The following is a 17756-nucleotide window of genomic DNA, read 5'->3' on the forward strand; positions in this document are numbered from 1 at the left end:
ATTCCCGAAGGAATCAGATCCGTTCGACTTGCATGTATTAGGCCTGCCGCTAGCGTTCATCCTGAGCCAGGATCAAACTCTCCATTGTAGTGTTTTACTTTTCAGACTGCCCAAGGCAGCCAATGTGTCCGTTCGACCCGCGGCCCTTTCCTTTAATAATTCTCTCGAATTGACGCGGTGGGAATCCGAAGATTCGCCCGCGCGGATGTACCTATCTTGTTTTTCTTTTTCTGTCTCAACAATCTCTCAAAGAACTTTTCGGAAGACTTTTTCTTCCGTTAGACGCTTTACTGTTTAAAGCGTGTGTTGCTTGTGTTTCCGTAACAACCTGTTGTTGTTTTTCGGTGTGCAAAGGTCGGAAAAACTTTCCGAATCCCAAGCAAAATCTCAATCTTTTTTTTCTCTTCTTTTCGGTTCGTTTAACCGATCAGCACTCTTTTTTTTCCGGCTTTCGAACCCTTCGCCTCGGAGCGGGTTGCAAAGGTAAGAAGATTTTTTAAATCCGCAATAACCTGGCAAAACTTTTTTTCCTTTTTCCTGCGGCCCCTGTTAGGAGCCTTCCGGAATCCGTTTCATTTCGAAGCGGGCTGCAAAGGTAAGCAGATCTTTTCAACCTGCAAGCCCCAAGGCAAAGTTTTTTTTCAGTCTTTATTTCCAGTGCGTCGCCTCTCAACTTTGACACCGGTGGCCGCCCTGCCGGCTGCCCTCTTTCCCGACCCGTTGTACCGTGTTGGGAGTGCAAAGGTCGCAATAGTTTCCGAATCCGCAAGGGGGCAGATCTACCTTTGTGCCCTCTCCCCCGCAGGTTCCGCCTAAGTGCCTGAGGCGCACGGCGAATAATTTCAAAAAAACTTTCGGGTTTTTGTACTCAACCCGTGAATGCTCTTTTATACCTATCAAGTGATGGTGCTACGTGTGCATTTGCCCTTGGTAATCCTCACTCTTTCCTAGCTTTTCAACTAGCGGCTTTTGATTAACATATATCAATGCTTCACAAGTTCCTTGACTATTCAGTTTTTATTAATCTTTCTTTTGCTGACTTCTATATCAGATATTTGATTTTATCCATTTGCAGTTTTCCATATCTCTATGCTTTTTTATTACCCTAAAACGAGAGAAGGCTTCATTCTATTTAGAATGAAGCCTTCTCTCGTTTTATACTTGTCTGCTATATTATACGCTGGTCTTTTCTCTTCTCAGAGTGCTCTTTCTATCTGGCCCCACTGATGCGATTGTGATAGGTACTTCCAAGTGCTTCTCCAGGAAAGTCATATAATTGTTGAATGCTTCTGGAAGTGCTTCCACTGTATCAATTTGATTCAGGTCTACTTTCCAGCCTGGCAGTTCTTCATAGATCGGCTCTATGCTTTCGGTATCCAGTGAGTGTGGTAATTGGTCGGTTATCTCTCCTGATGCCAATTTATAATGCGTACACACCTTTATGGTATCGAACTCTGTCAGCACATCAGCTTTCATCATGTTCAGTTGGGTAACCCCATTCAGCATGATTGAATACTTCAAACTTGGCAAATCTACCCAACCGCAGCGACGCGGACGTCCGGTTGTAGAACCAAATTCATTCCCTGCTTTTCTGATTTGATCACCTACTTCATCCAGCAACTCTGTAGGGAATGGTCCACTACCTACCCGGGTGCAGTATGCTTTAAAGATACCGTATACCTCTCCTATATATCGTGGGGCTACACCTAGTCCTGTACAGGCGCCAGCCACCAAGGTAGTAGATGATGTAACAAATGGATATGTGCCAAAGTCAACATCCAGCAGTGAACCCTGAGCTCCTTCTGCCAGTACACGCTTGCCGTTTTTCAAGGCTTCGTTAATCATGTACTCACTATCAACCAGCTTAAGTGTACGGAGATAGTCAACTGCTTCAAAGAATGCCTGCTCCTGCTCTCCAAGTTCTAAGGTCTGTCCATAGAACTCCACTGTCTTACGGTGACGATCCACCAGCTTGTTATAACGATCCTGAAAATCCTCAGCCAGTATATCGCCTATGCGTAAACCTACTCTGCCAATCTTATCCTGGTAAGTAGGTCCTATACCTTTTAGTGTAGAACCGATCTTACCTGAACCAAGTGCTTCTTCCGAAACTCTGTCAAGCACTTTATGTGATGGCAGGATGAGCGACGCTTTTTTAGAAATGAACAGATTCTGGGCTGCATCTACGCCGCGGTCCTGTAGTTTCTGCATTTCGGTGCGGAAAACGATCGGATCCAGCACAACACCATTGCCAATGATATTCTGAATATGCGAGTGAAAAATACCAGAAGGGATCTGGTGAAGCACGTGCTTGGTGCCTTCGAATTCGAGTGTGTGTCCAGCATTAGGGCCTCCCTGGAAACGGGCCACAATGTCATAGGTAGGAGCCAGTACGTCGACGATTTTGCCTTTGCCTTCGTCGCCCCACTGCAGACCTATAAGTATGTCAACTGCCATTTATGAGTTAGTAAATTGATTCCTTTAAGAATTGCGCTGCGAAGTTATCATTTTCTGCGATGGTAAAAATGGCATTGAGCTTCGTAACGATCAAAAGTTTGCGAATGTGGTCGGACGGCTTGATCAAAACAAGCTCTCCCCCTCTATTGCGAAACTTTGTAAGAAGTGAAACCAGCACCCCCATCCCGCTACTGTCCATGAAACGAACATTGGAGAGGTCTACAGCGCACAACAATACTTTATTTTCCACTTGCTCCTCAGCAACGGCCATCAGCCTCTGGGTGTCAGGCCCTGCCACGAGGTCACCTTCCAGTCTGATGAACAGGACATCATCCTTTAGTTCTGTCTGATACTTCATGCTGTTGTTCAGTTGCTTTTTTGGCGCGGCAATCGCCGCATACCCCATAAAGATTAAGGGAATGGTGCAAGATATGAAAATTTAGAAGGTCCCCCACCATGGTCTGTATATTATGGATGCGAGGATCGCAAAACTCCACCACTTTGTGACACTCGGTGCAGATTACGTGGTCGTGCTGTCGGTAGCCGTACGATTTTTCGTACTGTGCCAGGTTGCGGCCAAACTGGTGCTTGCTTACCAGGTCATTCTCTACTAATAGGTCGAGGGTGTTATACACGGTGGCCCGGCTTACACGGTAGTTCTTATTTTTCATGCTGATGTAGAGTGATTCCACATCAAAGTGCCCTGAGCGGGAGTAAATCTCTTCCAGGATGGCATAGCGCTCCGGTGTTTTGCGAAGCCCCTTGCTCTCCAGGTATGCCGTAAAAATTTTCTTTACTTCTTCTATTCTATTCTGCTGGTCTACTGCCATGATTTTTCTCTCTTATATATAATAGGTGTAGTGGCTCAGTCGAATCGCTCGACCGTTAGCACACCTGTTACCTTACCCATGCGCTGAATCAGTTTGTCCAGGTGGCCGGTGTCATTTACAAAAACCATAATATTCCCCTCAAAGATTCCATCATGCGAATCGATTGTGATCGAGCGCATGTTTACCCGAAGACTGTTCGAGATGATACGGGTCAGGTCATTGACCAGGCCCACGCGGTCTGTACCCTTAATCCGTATACCTGCCAAGAAGGCCAGCTCTTTCTGATCGGTCCATTTGGCTTTGATAATACGGTTGCCGTAGTTAGACATCAGCTCTATGCCTTTCTTACAGTTGGTGCGGTGGATCTCGATACCGTCTTCTTCTGACTCAAAGCCAAACACCTCGTCGCCAGGTATAGGGTTACAGCATGCTGCCACCTTATAATTCATGTTGGAAGTGTTCTCCCCAATCACAAGCATATCGGACGTAACACCCCGTATCTTCTGCACCTCCCGGTCAAAAGACTTGGGTTCGAGCATAGAGGCTCCCCGTTCTGCCTGTGCTGTAAAGATAACCTCTTTGATATTCTTAATATCTATATGTCCTGTCGCAATGCGGTAATGCAGATCCTGTACCGATGGAATGTTAAAGAAAGCCAGCAATTTGTTCAGGTTGCCTTGCGTTTCGGGCACCTTCAGGTAGGCAAGGCGACGCTCCAGCATCATCTTGCCCTGCTCTGACTTGTTTTTACGCTCTTCACGCAGGTACTCCTTGATGCGCGATCGGGCTTTGGACGTTACCACATAGTCCAGCCACTCTTCATTCGGCTTTTGCTTCTGTGAGGTTAGGATCTCTACCTGGTCACCGTTGCGCAGCCTGAAGCTGAGCGGCACCAGTTTCTGGTTTACTTTCGCTCCAAGGCAGTGCAGGCCGATCTGAGAATGTATTTCAAATGCGAAGTCGAGTGCGGTAGCCCGGTCTGGCAGTATAAGCAGTTCCCCTTTGGGCGTAAAGACAAACACCTCCTCTACAAAAAGGTTTTTGCGGAACTCGTCCATAAATTCCAGTGCGTTGGCCGTGTTGTTCTCCAGCATGTCCCGCACTTTGTTTATCCACAGTTCCAGGCCTGATTCGCCCCCGCTGCCATCGCTCTTATACTTCCAGTGTGCCGCATAACCACGCTCGGCAATCTCGTCCATACGCTTGGTGCGTATCTGCACCTCCACCCACTGCCCGGACTTACTCATAACAGTAGTGTGCAGCGACTCGTAACCGTTAGCCTTTGGGGTGTTCACCCAGTCACGCAGACGATCGGGGTTGGGCTGATAGAAGTCTGTTATAATTGAGTATACCTGCCAGCAGGCTGCCTTCTCATGTTCCAGCGGTACATCCAGCGTGATGCGGATGGCAAACAGGTCGTAAATCTCCTCAAAGGTGATGTTCTGCTTTTTGATCTTCTTTAATATAGAGTAGATCGACTTAGGCCTGCCCTTGATGTTAAATTTAAACCCATGCCGGCGCAGCTCTTCCTCTATAGGCGCAATGAAATCCTTGATAAACTTACCCCGGGCACTGCGGGTCTGTCGTATCTTGGTTGAAATGTCCTTATAGGTTTCAGTATCGGTATACTTCAGGTATAGGTCTTCCAGTTCAGACTTGATGGCATAAAGTCCCAGGCGGTGTGCCAGGGGCGCATACAGGTACATGGTTTCTGAAGCGATCTTGAGCTGCTTATGACGCGGCATGCTGTCGAGCGTACGCATGTTGTGCAAGCGGTCGGCCAGCTTGATCAGGATCACCCGTACGTCATCCGACAATGTGAGCAGCATCTTCCGGAAGTTTTCGGCTTGCTGCGAGGTGCCATAGTCGAAAACACCGGATATTTTGGTCAGACCTTCGATGATCCGAGCCACGCTGGTCCCAAACTCACGCTCAACTTCCTCTACCTCCATATCGGTATCCTCTACTACATCGTGCAGCAGAGCCGCCACAATAGAAGTAGTACCGAGCCCGATTTCCTCGACCGCAATCTGTGCCACAGCCAATGGATGCAGAATGTAAGGTTCACCGGATTTACGGCGCATGTCTTTGTGCGCCTCAACGGATGTATTGAATGCCTTCTTGATGATCTTGGCGTCGTTGTCCTTCAGGAAAGGCTTGGCGTGCCGAAGTAATCTGCGGTAGTGTCTAAGGATCTCTTTGCGTTCTGCTTCTGGATCGATCATGTTCATGCTAAAGCTAGAAAGTATTGGGTGTGCAAGCCAGTTGGGCTTGCCGCCATACTTATGCTACTGTTTATAAGTATAAGTGAGGCAGTGGCGTTTTAAGTTTCAAATATACATGAATATCCGCTTTCATACACACTGCGCCATGCGAATCGTGCAATTTACTGATGCTGAACCACTAAGCGCTTACACGCTGTACTGGCTGAGAAAAAGAAGAAAAAATATTCGCTTTTTTTAAGCCGGCCTCTTGCATTTAAAATTAGCGTTCGTAAATTTGCACCATCATTACAAACAAGCACACATGCGGATGTGGCGAAATTGGTAGACGCACTAGACTTAGGATCTAGCGCTGCGAGGCATGGGGGTTCGAGTCCCTCCATCCGCACACAAACGAAACCCTCAACAGCCCATGTTGGGGGTTTGTTTTTACTAGATGTATCATCAATAAATTTTTGTAAGCCTTGAATATTACATTAAATCAAACCGACGGCACTAACGCGCAACTGAAGGTAGTCCTTGAAGAGGCAGACTATGCTCCACAGGTTGAGCAGCAAGTAAAAGAATTCAGCAAGAAAGCCCAGATCAAAGGCTTCAGACCTGGTAAAGTGCCTGCCGGCCTTATCAAGAAGATGTATGGCAAGAGCATACTGGTTGAGTCTATCAACAAACTTCTTCAGGAGGAGATCTCTAAGTATATCAAGGATAACGATGTAAAACTGCTGGGCGAGCCACTTCCGGAGCCAAGCCAGGAAAACATTGACTGGGATAACCAGAAAGAGTTCGAATTCACGTATGCTGTTGGCCTGCTGCCAGACTTCAACCTTCCGCTTGATAAAAGCGTAGAGGGTTACACTGTAGAGCTGGACCAGACAACGGTAGATGAGGCTTACGAAAACCTGAAACGCCAATTTGGCAAGACCACCAACCCGGAGACTTCTGAAGAGGGTGACTTTATCTACGGTGACCTGAAGCAAGTAGAAGGCGAATTTGAGTCTAAGACGCTTATCCCTACAAACCGTGTAGTAGAAGGTAAAGATCAGTTCATGGGTGTTAAAGCCGGTGACGTGATCCGCTTCGATATCCGCAAGGCATTTGGTGACGACAACAGCGCGCTGGCCCATGTAACTGGCATGAGCAAAGATGTGGTAGCTGACCTGAACGGTGAATTCGAATTCACTGTAGAGAAAATCAACCGCACTGAGGCTGCTGAATTGAACCAGGAGCTGTTTGACAAACTGTTCGGTAAGGACGAAGTGAAGACGGAAGAAGAGTTCGACGCTAAGATCCGCGAAACGATCAAGGAGAACTACGACCGTGAAGCTGACAACCTGCTGTACCGCAATATTATTGATACTTTGGTTGACAACGTAGAGGTAGAACTTCCAAACGAGTTCTTCAAGCGTTGGCTGCAAGTGACTAACGAAGGTCGCCTGACGACGGAGCAGATTGAGGAGAACTTCGATAAGTATCTGAAGGAGCTGAAGTGGTCCATGATCAAGAACAAGGTGGTAGAGGAGAACGAGCTGAAAGTAACCAACGAAGAGGTGGTGAACAGCACGAAAGAGAAGATGTTGGCCCAGTTCAATATGCCAGAAGTTCCAGAGGAACTGGTAGAGAGCATGAATAACTATGCTAACCAGTATCTGCAGCAGGACAATGGCCGTAACTACATTAATGAGTACGAGCAACTGCTGGCCGAGAAGGTGCTCGCTAAACTAAAAGAGACGATGACTGTTGTAGAGAAGACAATCTCTACAGAGGACTTCAAAAACCTGTCGTAATAAGAACGATTTATAATATTTAACTTAAAAAGTCCTTTATTATTTAAAGGACTTTTTTATTTTTGACCAAACCGTAAATCTAAACAAGATGATGTTTAACAAAGACGAGTTCCGGAAATTTGCCGTAAAGGGCCAGGGCATGAGCGGCCTGGGCGTAGATCAATATATTAGCCATGTAGAAGGCAGAGCGATGCATACCATCGAGAGCATGACGCGTTCTGTCATTGAGGAACGTCCCACGAACTTCCGTGAGATCGACGTGTTCTCGCGCCTGATCATGGACCGTATCATTTTCCTGGGTACACAGGTGGATGACTTCATTGCCAACATCATTACAGCCCAGTTGCTGTTCCTCGAGTCGGCTGACGCGAAGAAGGATATCCTGCTTTATATCAACAGCCCGGGTGGGTCCGTATACGCCGGCCTTGGCATCTATGACACCATGCAGTATGTAAACCCTGATGTAGCGACGATCTGTACAGGCCTGGCTGCCTCGATGGGTGCCGTACTGCTGGCAGGTGGGGCCAAGAACAAGCGCTCTGCCCTACCGCACTCCCGCATTATGATTCACCAGCCAATGGGCGGTGCGCAGGGCCAGGCTTCAGATATCGAGATCACAGCGCGTGAGATCCTGAAGCTGAAAAAGGAGCTATACGAAATTCTGGCTGAGCACTCCGGCAAGTCATACCAGGAGGTATACGACAACTCCGATCGTGATTATTGGATGAAAGCAGAGGAAGCGAAAGAATACGGTCTGATTGACGAGGTATTGCACCGCAAGAAAGAGTAAGTATCCTCAAAACAACATTTGACAGCAAAGCCCATCCTGTACCCAGGTATGGGCTTTGCTGTTTTATTTAGCAAGAAAGAATTGTACCGTAATCATACATGTTCCTGCAGGTCAAACTCTGCTCAAAAATTTATCAACATGGGTTTGTGGACAGCTTAAGTCTTTAAACAACTGTAAAACAGCACTTTAAACCAAGATACAGTAATAGCAATTTTTTAATTTATGGTTACTTTTTATAACCATATCAACATTTTAGAGATTAAAATACTACCTTAGTAAGGTTTCAATTTTGTACCTTTGCTTTTGAATTACACCCGCGAGGGCCAAAAAATCTTCTGAACAAACTTTTTTATGGCTGAAATTACCTGCTCATTTTGTGGCAAGAACAAAAAAGACGTATCTGTGATGATATCCGGTATCAACGCGCACATTTGCGACCGTTGTATCGGGCAGGCACAGCAAATCCTGAACGAGGAGAATAAGATACGCGCCAACAGCCGCACGCCTAAGTTCAACCTGATGAAGCCGAAACAGATGAAGGAGTACCTTGATCAGTTTGTGGTTGGCCAGGATGAGGCGAAGAAGGTAATGTCAGTAGCGGTGTACAACCATTACAAGCGTTTGATGCAGCGTACCAACGACGATGATGTCGTGATCGAGAAGTCTAACATCATTATGGTAGGTGAAACCGGTACAGGCAAGACCTACCTGGCCCGTATGATGGCTGGTATTCTGCAGGTGCCTTTCTGTATAGCTGATGCAACTGTACTGACAGAGGCTGGCTATGTAGGTGAAGACGTAGAGAGCATCCTGACACGCCTGCTGCAGGCTGCCGACTATAACGTAGAAGCAGCTGAGCGCGGTATTGTATACATTGACGAGATCGATAAAATTGCCCGCAAGAGCGATAACCCTTCTATTACCCGCGACGTGAGTGGCGAAGGTGTGCAGCAGGCATTGCTGAAACTGCTCGAAGGCACGGTAGTGAACGTACCGCCACAGGGTGGCCGTAAGCACCCGGAGCAGAAGATGATCACGGTGAACACCGAGAACATTCTGTTCATTTGCGGTGGTGCTTTTGTAGGTATAGACCGCCTGATCAAGAACCGCCTCAATACGCGTCCGATTGGCTTCTCTAAGTCGAAGCAGGATGAATCAGAAGAGAAGGAGAACTTCCTCCGTTACCTGACTGCCCAGGATCTGAAGAACTTCGGACTTATACCTGAGCTGATCGGTCGTCTGCCAGTGCTGACGCACCTGAACCCACTAGATAAGGATACGCTTCGTCTGATCCTGCTGGAGCCGAAGAACTCTATCGTGAAGCAGTACAAGCGTCTGTTTGAGATGGAAAACATCAGCCTCAGCTTTGATGACGATGCGTTGGATTACATTGTAGAAAAAGCTGCCGAGTACAAGCTTGGCGCCCGAGGCTTGCGTTCTATTTGCGAAGGTATTATGACAGACGCCATGTTTGAGCTACCGTCTGAAGAAGGTGCTAAAGAACTGGTGATCACCGGCGAATATGCCCGCGACAAGTTTGATAAATCACCTCTGAAGCAGCTACGTGTTGCCTAAGGTATAGCAAGATAAAAGAGAAGGCCTCAGCTGCATACAGCTGAGGCCTTCTCTTTTAGGTATAGCACACCTTTGTGTGAAATTGTAGTTTATACATTCTCCTTCATGTATCCCACCATCAGCTCTGCGGCACGCTCAGCTGTACGGTACTCCCCTATTCTTTTCTTCACAAGCGCATAGCCTTCTTTCTGCTTCTGCATAGCATACTTATCAAACAGGATACTCTTAAGCTCGGCTACGATCTTCTTGGCCGTAAAGTCTTCCTGAATCAGCTCCGTTACAATTGGCTTATCGGCAATCAGGTTAACGAGCGAAATGTAAGGAACCTTGATTACACGTTTGCCAATGGCATAAGAGATGGCGCTGGTTTTGTAACACACGACCTGCGGCACATCAAACAAGGCCGTTTCGAGTGTGGCTGTACCTGAGGTTACCAGGGCAGCTTTAGCATGCGCTAGCAAGTCGTAGGTCTGGTCGTATACGATCTTGATATTCGGATCCTTGTTGTACTGCTCGTAATACTCTTTCGAGAAGTTCGATACACCAGCCACGATAAACTGATAATCGCGGAACGAAGGGAGCACACTCAACATGACCTCCAGCATATTTTCAATCTCCTGCTTACGAGAACCCGGCAGCAATGCAATGATAGGCTTGTTGTTCTGGATATGGTTTCGCACTCTGAAATCAGGCGCCACGACGTGATCGTTCACTGAGTCTGCGACCGGATTGCCGATGTAGTCTACTTTGTAATCAAAGCGACCATAGAACTCCTCCTCAAAGGGCATGATCACGAACATGCGGTCTACGAGGCGCTTGATCTTGTGCACCCGGCCCTGGTTCCAGGCCCAGATCTTGGGAGAGATGTAATAGAAAACTTTGAGGCCGTGCTCTTTTGCAAACTTGGCGATCCGCATGTTGAAGCCGGCATAATCCACTAGGATGATCACATCCGGTTTAAAGGCTGTGATATCCTCTTTGCACTCGCGCAGGAAGCCCAATATCTTAAAAAAATTGGCGGCAGCCTCCGCAAAGCCCATAAAGGCCATTTCCTGGTAATGCTTCACCAGGTGCATGCCGGCTTCCTGCATCATATCGCCTCCCCACCCTCTTATGTCAGCCTCGGGATCTTGTTTCCGGAGCTGTTTGATGAGGTTAGAAGCATGCAGATCGCCTGAGCGTTCGCCGGCTATAATGTAATATTTCATCTAATGTGTATGCGTTTGGGCTGCCTGATGTGGCAGAAACGAAGAAAGCAACGGAACAGGTATAGCCAAAAGGCTATGATTGCTTATTCGCCAAAATACTCCACGTAGTTGCGTGGAGTTTCATATAATTTGAGGCTATGTAGCCTGGCTTGGGAAATTTCGGCGATTTTAGGTTCCAGAATTTTCCAGAACTCTACTACCAGGTTCTCTGTGCTGGCCAGCTTGTCTTCCATGAAAGCCACATCCAGGTTGAGGTTTTTATGGTCTACCTTCTCGATGATGTGCTTGCGGATAAGCGTGCTCAGCTTTTTGAGGTCAATCACAAAGCCGGTGTCAGGATCCGGCTTTCCTTTTACGGTCACGATCAGCTCATAATTGTGCCCATGCCAATTGGTATTCGCACATGGCCCGAAAACCTCCTTATTCTTCGCCAACGACCAGTTCGGGTTGTGCAGCTTGTGGGCTGCATTGAAATGCTCTAATCTGCTTACGTAAATCATTTAACTGCTAAACTTATAATTCTTTTGGGACAGCAAATATACGAAGAAAGGAACACCAAAGAACGATGTAATGATTCCAATTGGCAGGCCAGCTGGCGGATATAAAATACGGGACAAAAGATCGCAGAGCAGCATGAACAAACCACCCACAAAAGCACAGAAAAGCAGGTTGCTCCTGCCAGTTGCCCCCATCAGTCCGCGGGTTACGTGCGGAATGATCAGTCCCACAAAGCCGATAGGTCCGGAGGTAGCCACCGCGAAGCCTGTTACGATAGAAACAGTAGCCAAAATCGCCCAACGGGTTTGCGCCACGTTCACCCCCAAAGCCTGTGCCCGGTCGGCACCGAGCAATAGGATGTTGAGCTGCTTCTGCAGGAAAGCAAAGAGCAAAAGCGCCACTAACAAAGCTGTAGCCGGGTATGGCAGCAGCGACCAGCTTGCCCGCTCAAAACTGCCCATTGACCAGAATATCACAGACTTAAGTTTTCCTTCTGAATCAGACAGAAAAGTGAGTAGACCTACTATAGCTGTCACTAACGAGCTGATGGCTATACCTGCCAATAGCAGTTGCGCAGGTATAAGCTGCCGCTTCCGGTAACCGAGCACCACCACCACCAGCGTTACCACAAAAGCTCCCACAAGTGCGAACACCGGCGGCATGTAAAAACCTCCGATAGACACTTCAATAAAACCGAAGAACACAATCACAGCACCCAACGACGCGCCAGAGGCAGTGCCCAACAGGTATGGATCAGCCAGCCCGTTGTTGACCATGGCTTGCATCAGGTAACCGCAGAAAGCCAGCGAAGCACCTACGACTAAGGCCAATAGCAGCCTGGGCAGGCGCAGGTGTGCGATGGCAAAATGGGTGGTATTATCCGGGTCGTAGTGAAAAACAGCCTGCCAGATTGTAGCCAGATCCACCTCGAAAGTACCGACCTGCAGCCCGAGCACCAACGCTACCAAGATCAATAGAAAAGCTCCAGCAAAGTATAAGGCGCTTCTCATGGGTATAGGAAGCTTTCAAGTTCACGTATCGACTCTACTACCCGTGGGCTTGGCCGCTCGATCAGGTTGCCAGTAGGCTGGTAGATACGTTTGTTCTGGTAGGCGGCAATTTTGCGCAGCTCCGGGTATAGGCTGAAAAACTCCCGCTCCAGCCGCTCTATACTTCCGCCCAACAGCACATCCGGGTTCAGTTTAAGAATATACTCGCGGGTGAGTGCCGGATAAGGCTGGTCGAAAACCTCCTGTACAGCATTCAGGGCTCCCAGTATACGCAACTGGTCAGTCAGGATGGTGTTTTGCCCATACACGTAGATCGGGTCGCTCCAGGTAATGGTTAGCACCCGCTGCAGCTGCGCCTGTCCGCTATACCTGCGCTCGATCTCCCGCACCTGCTGTCGCAGCGAATCTGCCAGATGGTTTGCCTGCTGCTCTCGGCCCATGATGCGGCCGATGTCCTCTATACCTTTCAGGATATCCTCCACACTGCGGTATTTCTGATAATAAATAGGTATACCTAGCTCTTCCAATCGGGCGGCCACATCCAGCGGGGTTATACCTTCCACTGTAAAGATCAGGTCGGGTTTCAGGGCCATCACCTGCTCCAGATCAACCGGGTAATTGTTCACCACGGGCTTGCTGTATACCTCCGACGGGTAGTCACACTGGGGTGTGCGTCCGACTATAGAGGCGGTATCGCAAACGGCAAAGAGCATCTCCGTCATGGAGGAAGCAAAGGCCATCACGCGTTCCGGCTGTCTCTCTAATTTTATCTCACGTCCCAGGTCGTCCTGCAGCACCAGCTCCTCCCCCGCCTGTTCTTCTTTTCCGGAGCTGCAGGCACAGCAAAAAATCAGCAGGCACACTGCCAAAAACTTGTTCAGGTATGGATGCAAGGTATAGATTGGTTTCTGATTAATGGAGTGACAAGGCGACGTGCGCTTCGGCTCCGTTTATTTTCGTAAATTTAACGCAATATTACTTTACAGCCTATAAAACTGAATTATGATCGTTGTAACTGGTGCTGCCGGCTTTATTGCGAGTTGCCTTGTGAGCAGGCTCAATGCAGCTAACTTTAATGATATCGTGGTGGTAGACAATTTTTCTGTCGCCAAAAAAGAAGGAAACCTGAAAGGGAAAAAGATAAAAGAGTATGTAGACCGCGACGGTTTCTTTGAATGGCTGGATGATAACTACGAAGAAGTTGAGTTTATCTTCCATCTGGGTGCCCGCACCGATACCACCGAGTTTAACAAAGATGTATTTGACCTACTCAACCTGAACTACTCTAAGCAGGTATGGAACGCCTGCTGCGAGTACCAGATTCCGCTGGTATACGCTTCGTCAGCGGCTACCTACGGCTCAGGTACGCTTGGCTACGACGATGAAGAAGCGACTATCCCATTGCTGCAGCCGCTTAACCCCTACGGCGACTCCAAGAATGACTTCGATAAGTGGGCACTCGAGCAGACGGCAAAGCCTTTCTTCTGGGCAGGCCTGAAGTTCTTCAACGTGTACGGCCCGAATGAGTACCACAAAGGAAAGATGGCATCCGTTATTTTTCATGCCTATAACCAGATCAAGGAAAAAGGCAGCATGAAGCTTTTCCGCTCCCACCACCCAGACTTTGCCGATGGTGAGCAGATGCGCGACTTCGTGTATGTAAAGGATGTAGTGGAGGTATGCATGTTTTTGATGCAGCACCGCAAAAACTCGGGCATCTACAACCTCGGCTCCGGTAAGGCCCGCACTTTTATGGCACTAGCCCTCAACACATTCGATGCCATGGGCATAGAGCCTAACATCGACTTTATGGACACGCCGGAGAACTTACGCGACAACTATCAGTATTTTACAGAAGCTAATATGAGCAAGCTCCGCTCTATTGGCTATGATCGAGAGTTCTATACTTTAGAAGAAGGTGTGAAGGATTATGTGCAGAACTACCTGATGGAGGGAAAGTATTACTAATACTGCTTACTGAGTAATTTACGACCTAACAGGTATAGCAAGGCCCCACTTATGGTTTCATAGGCGGGGCCTTGCTTTTAGCCTGATTCTAGCTGTTATTTCTTCTCTTCCTCTTTATAAGTCAGCAAATGTTCTGCTTCTTTACTGAACAAACCAGACTGTGTGCCGATGTATACTTTGCTACCTACTTTAGCGATAGATGTGATAAGGTGGCCTTCCAGACCGGTATTATCTAGCTCTCTTATAAGCAGTTTGTCTATTCCTAACTCAATTGTGAAGATCTGGCTGTAGTAACTGGCTAACAAGATGTCATCGCTGATGGCATAGTATGAAAGCCTGCCCGGTGCATCAGTTAGCTGCGCATCCAATGACCAAGTCTGTTCAGATATAGATCGCATTAAACTAACTGTTTGCTTTTCCCAATTACTAACTATGCTATAGATATTGCCCTTATGCTCAAAAGAGGTGACCCCTACTTCTTTTGGCATTTGATAATTAATCTCACCGTCTTCTGTGATTTTATAGAAGCCCCAATCCGTTCCCACATAAAAGTTGTTGCCGTGCGATCGCATATGCAGCACTTTTCCTCCTACTTCGGCTGGCGTCAGAACGAGCGTCTTTTCAAGCACAATTCTGTCATCACCGAAATGATTCGTCTCAACTGCTAATTTCACTAAAAGATACCGCAGGCCGTGTCTTCCAGTATCTTCATTGAGGTGGGTATAAGGAACCAATGCTACATGATTCTCTGAAATGGCAAAGCTTTCGTTCAACTTCATCGCCGCCAGACTAAACCCCCTAAACTGCGGATCAAGTTTGGCTACATCTAAGGCAAGGTATGTCCCGCTATGCAAAGGATTATTTACGCTTCTGAGATGCAGGTAATTTCCATCTGTACCGCCAAAAATCCTGGAGCTTATTGGGTGCTTGTGGTGCGACACATTTTTGAAATAATGCGGGTAATGTATTACTTTCTCACGGCCCCCTTCCATCGAAATGGTTGATAAGAAGTCCATCCCCAGTACCTGAAGTTTGTCAGTCGCACTATAGAGGTTAGCGATGTACCGATTGTAATGCAGAAACTGATCATGCACCTTCCAAGCAACCACAGGATCTGCCTCGATCTCTTCAATATCTTTTTTGCAGGAAAAAAGCAATAAGGTTAAACAAAGCAAGGGCATCAAATACCTGCTTGCTATAAGATGCTTCATAGAAGTAAAAAGTATTGTCGCTATAACTAATAATCTGTTTCAGAGACTCGGATAAAATAATGCGATCGTGGAGTTAAATATCTAAGAACCCTCCCCGTCTACATGGGCTCTATCGATTCACTTGGGTTTAAGATATAAATGTTAGTTCTCCACTTCCTTATAAGTCAGCAAATGTTCTGTCGCTTTGCTGAAGAGGCCAGATTGGGTGCCAATATATACTTTGTTCTTCACTTTAGCGATAGAAGTGATCGTGTGGCCTACAAGCCCGGTATTGTCAAGTTCTCTTAACTGCAGCTTATCTATACCTACCTCCACCTCAAATATCTGGCTATGGCGAAAGGCCAGTATTACATCATCGCTAATTGCAATATAGTTGAACCACTCCGCTGCATTTCCTGCGTGTGCATCCAAAGACCAGGATTGCCCGGACACAGCCCGGAACAAGGCGTGTGTCTGTTGTCTTCCGTGCCTGGCCAAAGTATAGAGTTCGCCTTTGTGCTCAAATGTCGCATAAGCTACCTGGTCCGGCATCTGGAAATCAATTTCACCTTCTTCCGAAATCTTATAGAATCCCCAGTCGGTGGCAACATAAAAGTTATTCTGGTGTGAACGCATATACCGGACAAAGCCACCTTCTTGCGCGGGTGTAAGTATTTTAACCTCTTCCAACACGATCTTACTAAAACTCTGATTGGATTTGTCGACCCCTAGTTTTACCAGAAAATACCGCAGCCCAGATCTTCCGGTTTTCTCATTCGCATACCTGTATGGCACCAGAGCAACATTGTTCTCTGAGATAGCCATGCTTTCCAGTGCGTTAGACATTACTAGTTCAAACTCAAGAAAACTAGGGTCAATTTCCTTTGCATATATTCTAAGGTTTGCTCCGCTAGTCACCGGATCGCTCACTGATCTGAAATACAAACTGCCATCTTCAGCTCCTGTAAATATATTGGAGTTCATAGGGTAATTGTAGTGTGACAGGTCTCTGAAAGGGTGCACATAGTTACTCACCTTTGCCCCTTTCCTGGCATGGGATATCTTAGAGAATAAGTACATTCCTAAAACCTGCAGTCTGTCTTCAGCCTCAGCAGCATACAGGTTTACAATAAACCGCTGGTTGTACAAGAACTTATTGTGTGCTTCCCAGGCAACAACGGGATCTATCTCAATTTCATCGAGCTCTTTTTTACAGGAAGAGAACAGTAAGGACAGGCAGAGTAAAGGCAAGAGGTACTTATTGGGTATAAGCTGTTTCATTGGTAGTAGAGGGTATACTTCGTGATAGTAATTGCTGAAGGTCAGAGGAAGTATAGGTAGGCTCACAGGTTATACCTGGCAAGCCTACACTATTCTTTATCAACCAACCTATACTAAAGATAGAAATAACTATATAAAGAGGAAAGAATATTACACGAACAGACTTTTGCTGTAGATGAATGGTGTTGCGTGTTAACAAAGTAATGCGTTGTTTTAGGGATGCTTAAAAGCATAAAATACCGCCACTTTTTATACCATGTTCTGGGCTGGGCTGTCTTCATTTTCTATGAAGTATCGCTTGTCACCCTCATTAACCCTAACATTACTGCTCTGTGGGAGTGGATGATTTGGTATACTCTCAATATTGGCCTCTTTTACTTTTTTGCACACGTTGTATTGCACAATACGCTTAACTATAACAAGTTACTGCTACTGCTGGCTTTAGTCCCTGCCATTATAGGTGCCTATCTCCTCATGCAATTTGGCATAGAAAAGCTGGTCAATCCATTTCGAGATACTCCCAGGCAATTTAATCCTGACAAGATATGGTATCTTCGTGCTACATGGCGTTGCTTTTATTTCCTGAGTTTCAGCACAGCTTACTGGTTTTTACGCCAGACCATCAAGAACCAGAAACATATCAATCAGATGGAATTGGAGCGCTTGCAGGCTGAGCGTGAAAAAGCCGAGCTCGAAAAAGGGTTGGTACGCTCTCAGAATGCCCTGCTACAGGCACAGATCAGTCCGCACCTGCTCTTCAACACGCTTAACTTTATCTACAACTCAGTACAGGATGTTTCACCAAAGGCTTCAGAAGGTGTATTGCTGCTGTCAGAAGTAATGCATTATGTCTTGCAGCGGGTACACGATGACGGAAAAACCGACCTGCAACATGAAGTGGAGCACATCGAAAAGTACATAGCCCTTAACTAGCTTCGCTTTA

15 protein-coding genes, 1 tRNA gene and 1 rRNA gene are annotated in these 17756 nt (G+C 47.0%); 6 read left to right on the forward strand and 11 right to left on the reverse strand.

What is annotated here, in order from left to right; all coding sequences use genetic code 11:
• The 5 genes from BW972_RS00005 to BW972_RS00025 all read right to left on the reverse strand — a co-directional run.
• Nucleotides 1–88 (reverse strand): 16S ribosomal RNA (locus BW972_RS00005); the annotation flags it as partial.
• A 1085-nt stretch (nt 89–1173) separates the two neighbouring features.
• Nucleotides 1174–2457, reverse strand: coding sequence for an adenylosuccinate synthase (locus tag BW972_RS00010; protein WP_076420240.1), 1284 nt, complete (start codon nt 2455–2457; stop codon nt 1174–1176).
• Nucleotides 2458–2464: 7 nt separating this feature from the next.
• Entirely contained in the window at nt 2465–2815 is a 351-nt protein-coding gene (locus BW972_RS00015; RefSeq protein WP_007659423.1) for an STAS domain-containing protein, read from the reverse strand.
• Entirely contained in the window at nt 2787–3287 is a 501-nt protein-coding gene (locus tag BW972_RS00020; RefSeq protein WP_007659421.1) for a Fur family transcriptional regulator, read from the reverse strand. Before BW972_RS00020 ends, BW972_RS00015 begins: the two co-directional genes overlap by 29 nt.
• Nucleotides 3288–3322: 35 nt before the next feature.
• Nucleotides 3323–5518 (reverse strand): RelA/SpoT family protein, encoded by a 2196-nt coding sequence (locus BW972_RS00025; RefSeq protein WP_076420243.1) that lies wholly within the window; start codon nt 5516–5518, stop codon nt 3323–3325.
• A 297-nt stretch (nt 5519–5815) separates the two neighbouring features.
• On the opposite strand from BW972_RS00025, the gene BW972_RS00030 reads away from it, so the two are divergent.
• From BW972_RS00030 to clpX, 4 genes are all read left to right on the forward strand, one after another.
• Nucleotides 5816–5897: transfer RNA gene (locus BW972_RS00030), tRNA-Leu, on the forward strand.
• Between the two features lie 76 nt (nt 5898–5973).
• Nucleotides 5974–7293, forward strand: a complete 1320-nt coding sequence (gene tig, locus BW972_RS00035) for a trigger factor (RefSeq protein ID WP_007659417.1) — start codon at nt 5974–5976, stop codon at nt 7291–7293.
• Between the two features lie 91 nt (nt 7294–7384).
• The gene (locus BW972_RS00040; RefSeq protein ID WP_299991818.1) at nt 7385–8083 is read left to right on the forward strand and encodes a ClpP family protease; all 699 of its coding nucleotides are present in this window, start codon (nt 7385–7387) and stop codon (nt 8081–8083) included.
• 351 nt (nt 8084–8434) lie between these two features.
• Nucleotides 8435–9658 (forward strand): ATP-dependent Clp protease ATP-binding subunit ClpX, encoded by a 1224-nt coding sequence (gene clpX, locus BW972_RS00045; RefSeq protein ID WP_007659408.1) that lies wholly within the window; start codon nt 8435–8437, stop codon nt 9656–9658.
• An 89-nt stretch (nt 9659–9747) separates the two neighbouring features.
• Here the strand turns inward: clpX and lpxB are convergent, their stop codons facing one another.
• From lpxB to BW972_RS00065, 4 genes are all read right to left on the reverse strand, one after another.
• Nucleotides 9748–10866 carry a lipid-A-disaccharide synthase gene (lpxB, locus tag BW972_RS00050; protein ID WP_007659406.1) on the reverse strand — a complete coding sequence of 373 codons (1119 nt, stop codon included), beginning with the start codon at nt 10864–10866 and terminating at the stop codon, nt 9748–9750.
• Nucleotides 10867–10949: 83 nt separating this feature from the next.
• On the reverse strand, nt 10950–11366 hold the full coding sequence (locus BW972_RS00055; protein WP_007659404.1) for a 6-pyruvoyl trahydropterin synthase family protein: 417 nt from the start codon (nt 11364–11366) through the stop codon (nt 10950–10952).
• Nucleotides 11367–12374, reverse strand: coding sequence for a FecCD family ABC transporter permease (locus tag BW972_RS00060; protein ID WP_076420245.1), 1008 nt, complete (start codon nt 12372–12374; stop codon nt 11367–11369).
• Nucleotides 12371–13267: an ABC transporter substrate-binding protein gene (locus BW972_RS00065; RefSeq protein WP_076420248.1), complete on the reverse strand. Its 897-nt coding sequence runs from the start codon at nt 13265–13267 to the stop codon at nt 12371–12373. Before BW972_RS00065 ends, BW972_RS00060 begins: the two co-directional genes overlap by 4 nt.
• 109 nt (nt 13268–13376) lie before the next feature.
• Between BW972_RS00065 and rfaD the strand changes: the two genes are divergently transcribed.
• Entirely contained in the window at nt 13377–14342 is a 966-nt protein-coding gene (rfaD, locus tag BW972_RS00070; RefSeq protein ID WP_076420250.1) for an ADP-glyceromanno-heptose 6-epimerase, read from the forward strand.
• A 95-nt stretch (nt 14343–14437) separates the two neighbouring features.
• Here rfaD and BW972_RS00075 read toward each other — a convergent pair whose 3' ends face one another.
• The gene (locus BW972_RS00075) at nt 14438–15553 is read right to left on the reverse strand and encodes a hypothetical protein (protein ID WP_076420252.1); all 1116 of its coding nucleotides are present in this window, start codon (nt 15551–15553) and stop codon (nt 14438–14440) included.
• Nucleotides 15554–15694: 141 nt separating this feature from the next.
• Nucleotides 15695–16813 carry a hypothetical protein gene (locus tag BW972_RS00080; protein ID WP_076420254.1) on the reverse strand — a complete coding sequence of 373 codons (1119 nt, stop codon included), beginning with the start codon at nt 16811–16813 and terminating at the stop codon, nt 15695–15697.
• Between the two features lie 474 nt (nt 16814–17287).
• Between BW972_RS00080 and BW972_RS19775 the strand changes: the two genes are divergently transcribed.
• Nucleotides 17288–17746, forward strand: a complete 459-nt coding sequence (locus BW972_RS19775; RefSeq protein WP_159439828.1) for a histidine kinase — start codon at nt 17288–17290, stop codon at nt 17744–17746.
• Nucleotides 17747–17756: the final 10 nt, after the last annotated feature.

This window comes from Pontibacter lucknowensis (genome assembly GCF_900156415.1).
GTDB lineage: Bacteria > Bacteroidota > Bacteroidia > Cytophagales > Hymenobacteraceae > Pontibacter > Pontibacter lucknowensis.

What these genes read in the sequence shown, in the direction of transcription:
- BW972_RS19775 (WP_159439828.1), top strand. Translation starts at nt 17,288, where the DNA reads ATGCAATTTGGCATAGAAAAGCTGGTCAATCCATTTCGAGATACTCCC.
- BW972_RS00040 (WP_299991818.1), top strand. Translation starts at nt 7,385, where the DNA reads ATGTTTAACAAAGACGAGTTCCGGAAATTTGCCGTAAAGGGCCAGGGC.
- BW972_RS00060 (WP_076420245.1), bottom strand. Translation starts at nt 12,374, where the DNA reads ATGAGAAGCGCCTTATACTTTGCTGGAGCTTTTCTATTGATCTTGGTA.
- BW972_RS00075 (WP_076420252.1), bottom strand. Translation starts at nt 15,553, where the DNA reads ATGAAGCATCTTATAGCAAGCAGGTATTTGATGCCCTTGCTTTGTTTA.
- BW972_RS00080 (WP_076420254.1), bottom strand. Translation starts at nt 16,813, where the DNA reads ATGAAACAGCTTATACCCAATAAGTACCTCTTGCCTTTACTCTGCCTG.
- BW972_RS00055 (WP_007659404.1), bottom strand. Translation starts at nt 11,366, where the DNA reads ATGATTTACGTAAGCAGATTAGAGCATTTCAATGCAGCCCACAAGCTG.
- BW972_RS00010 (WP_076420240.1), bottom strand. Translation starts at nt 2,457, where the DNA reads ATGGCAGTTGACATACTTATAGGTCTGCAGTGGGGCGACGAAGGCAAA.
- BW972_RS00015 (WP_007659423.1), bottom strand. Translation starts at nt 2,815, where the DNA reads ATGAAGTATCAGACAGAACTAAAGGATGATGTCCTGTTCATCAGACTG.
- clpX (WP_007659408.1), top strand. Translation starts at nt 8,435, where the DNA reads ATGGCTGAAATTACCTGCTCATTTTGTGGCAAGAACAAAAAAGACGTA.
- rfaD (WP_076420250.1), top strand. Translation starts at nt 13,377, where the DNA reads ATGATCGTTGTAACTGGTGCTGCCGGCTTTATTGCGAGTTGCCTTGTG.
- BW972_RS00020 (WP_007659421.1), bottom strand. Translation starts at nt 3,287, where the DNA reads ATGGCAGTAGACCAGCAGAATAGAATAGAAGAAGTAAAGAAAATTTTT.
- lpxB (WP_007659406.1), bottom strand. Translation starts at nt 10,866, where the DNA reads ATGAAATATTACATTATAGCCGGCGAACGCTCAGGCGATCTGCATGCT.
- BW972_RS00025 (WP_076420243.1), bottom strand. Translation starts at nt 5,518, where the DNA reads ATGAACATGATCGATCCAGAAGCAGAACGCAAAGAGATCCTTAGACAC.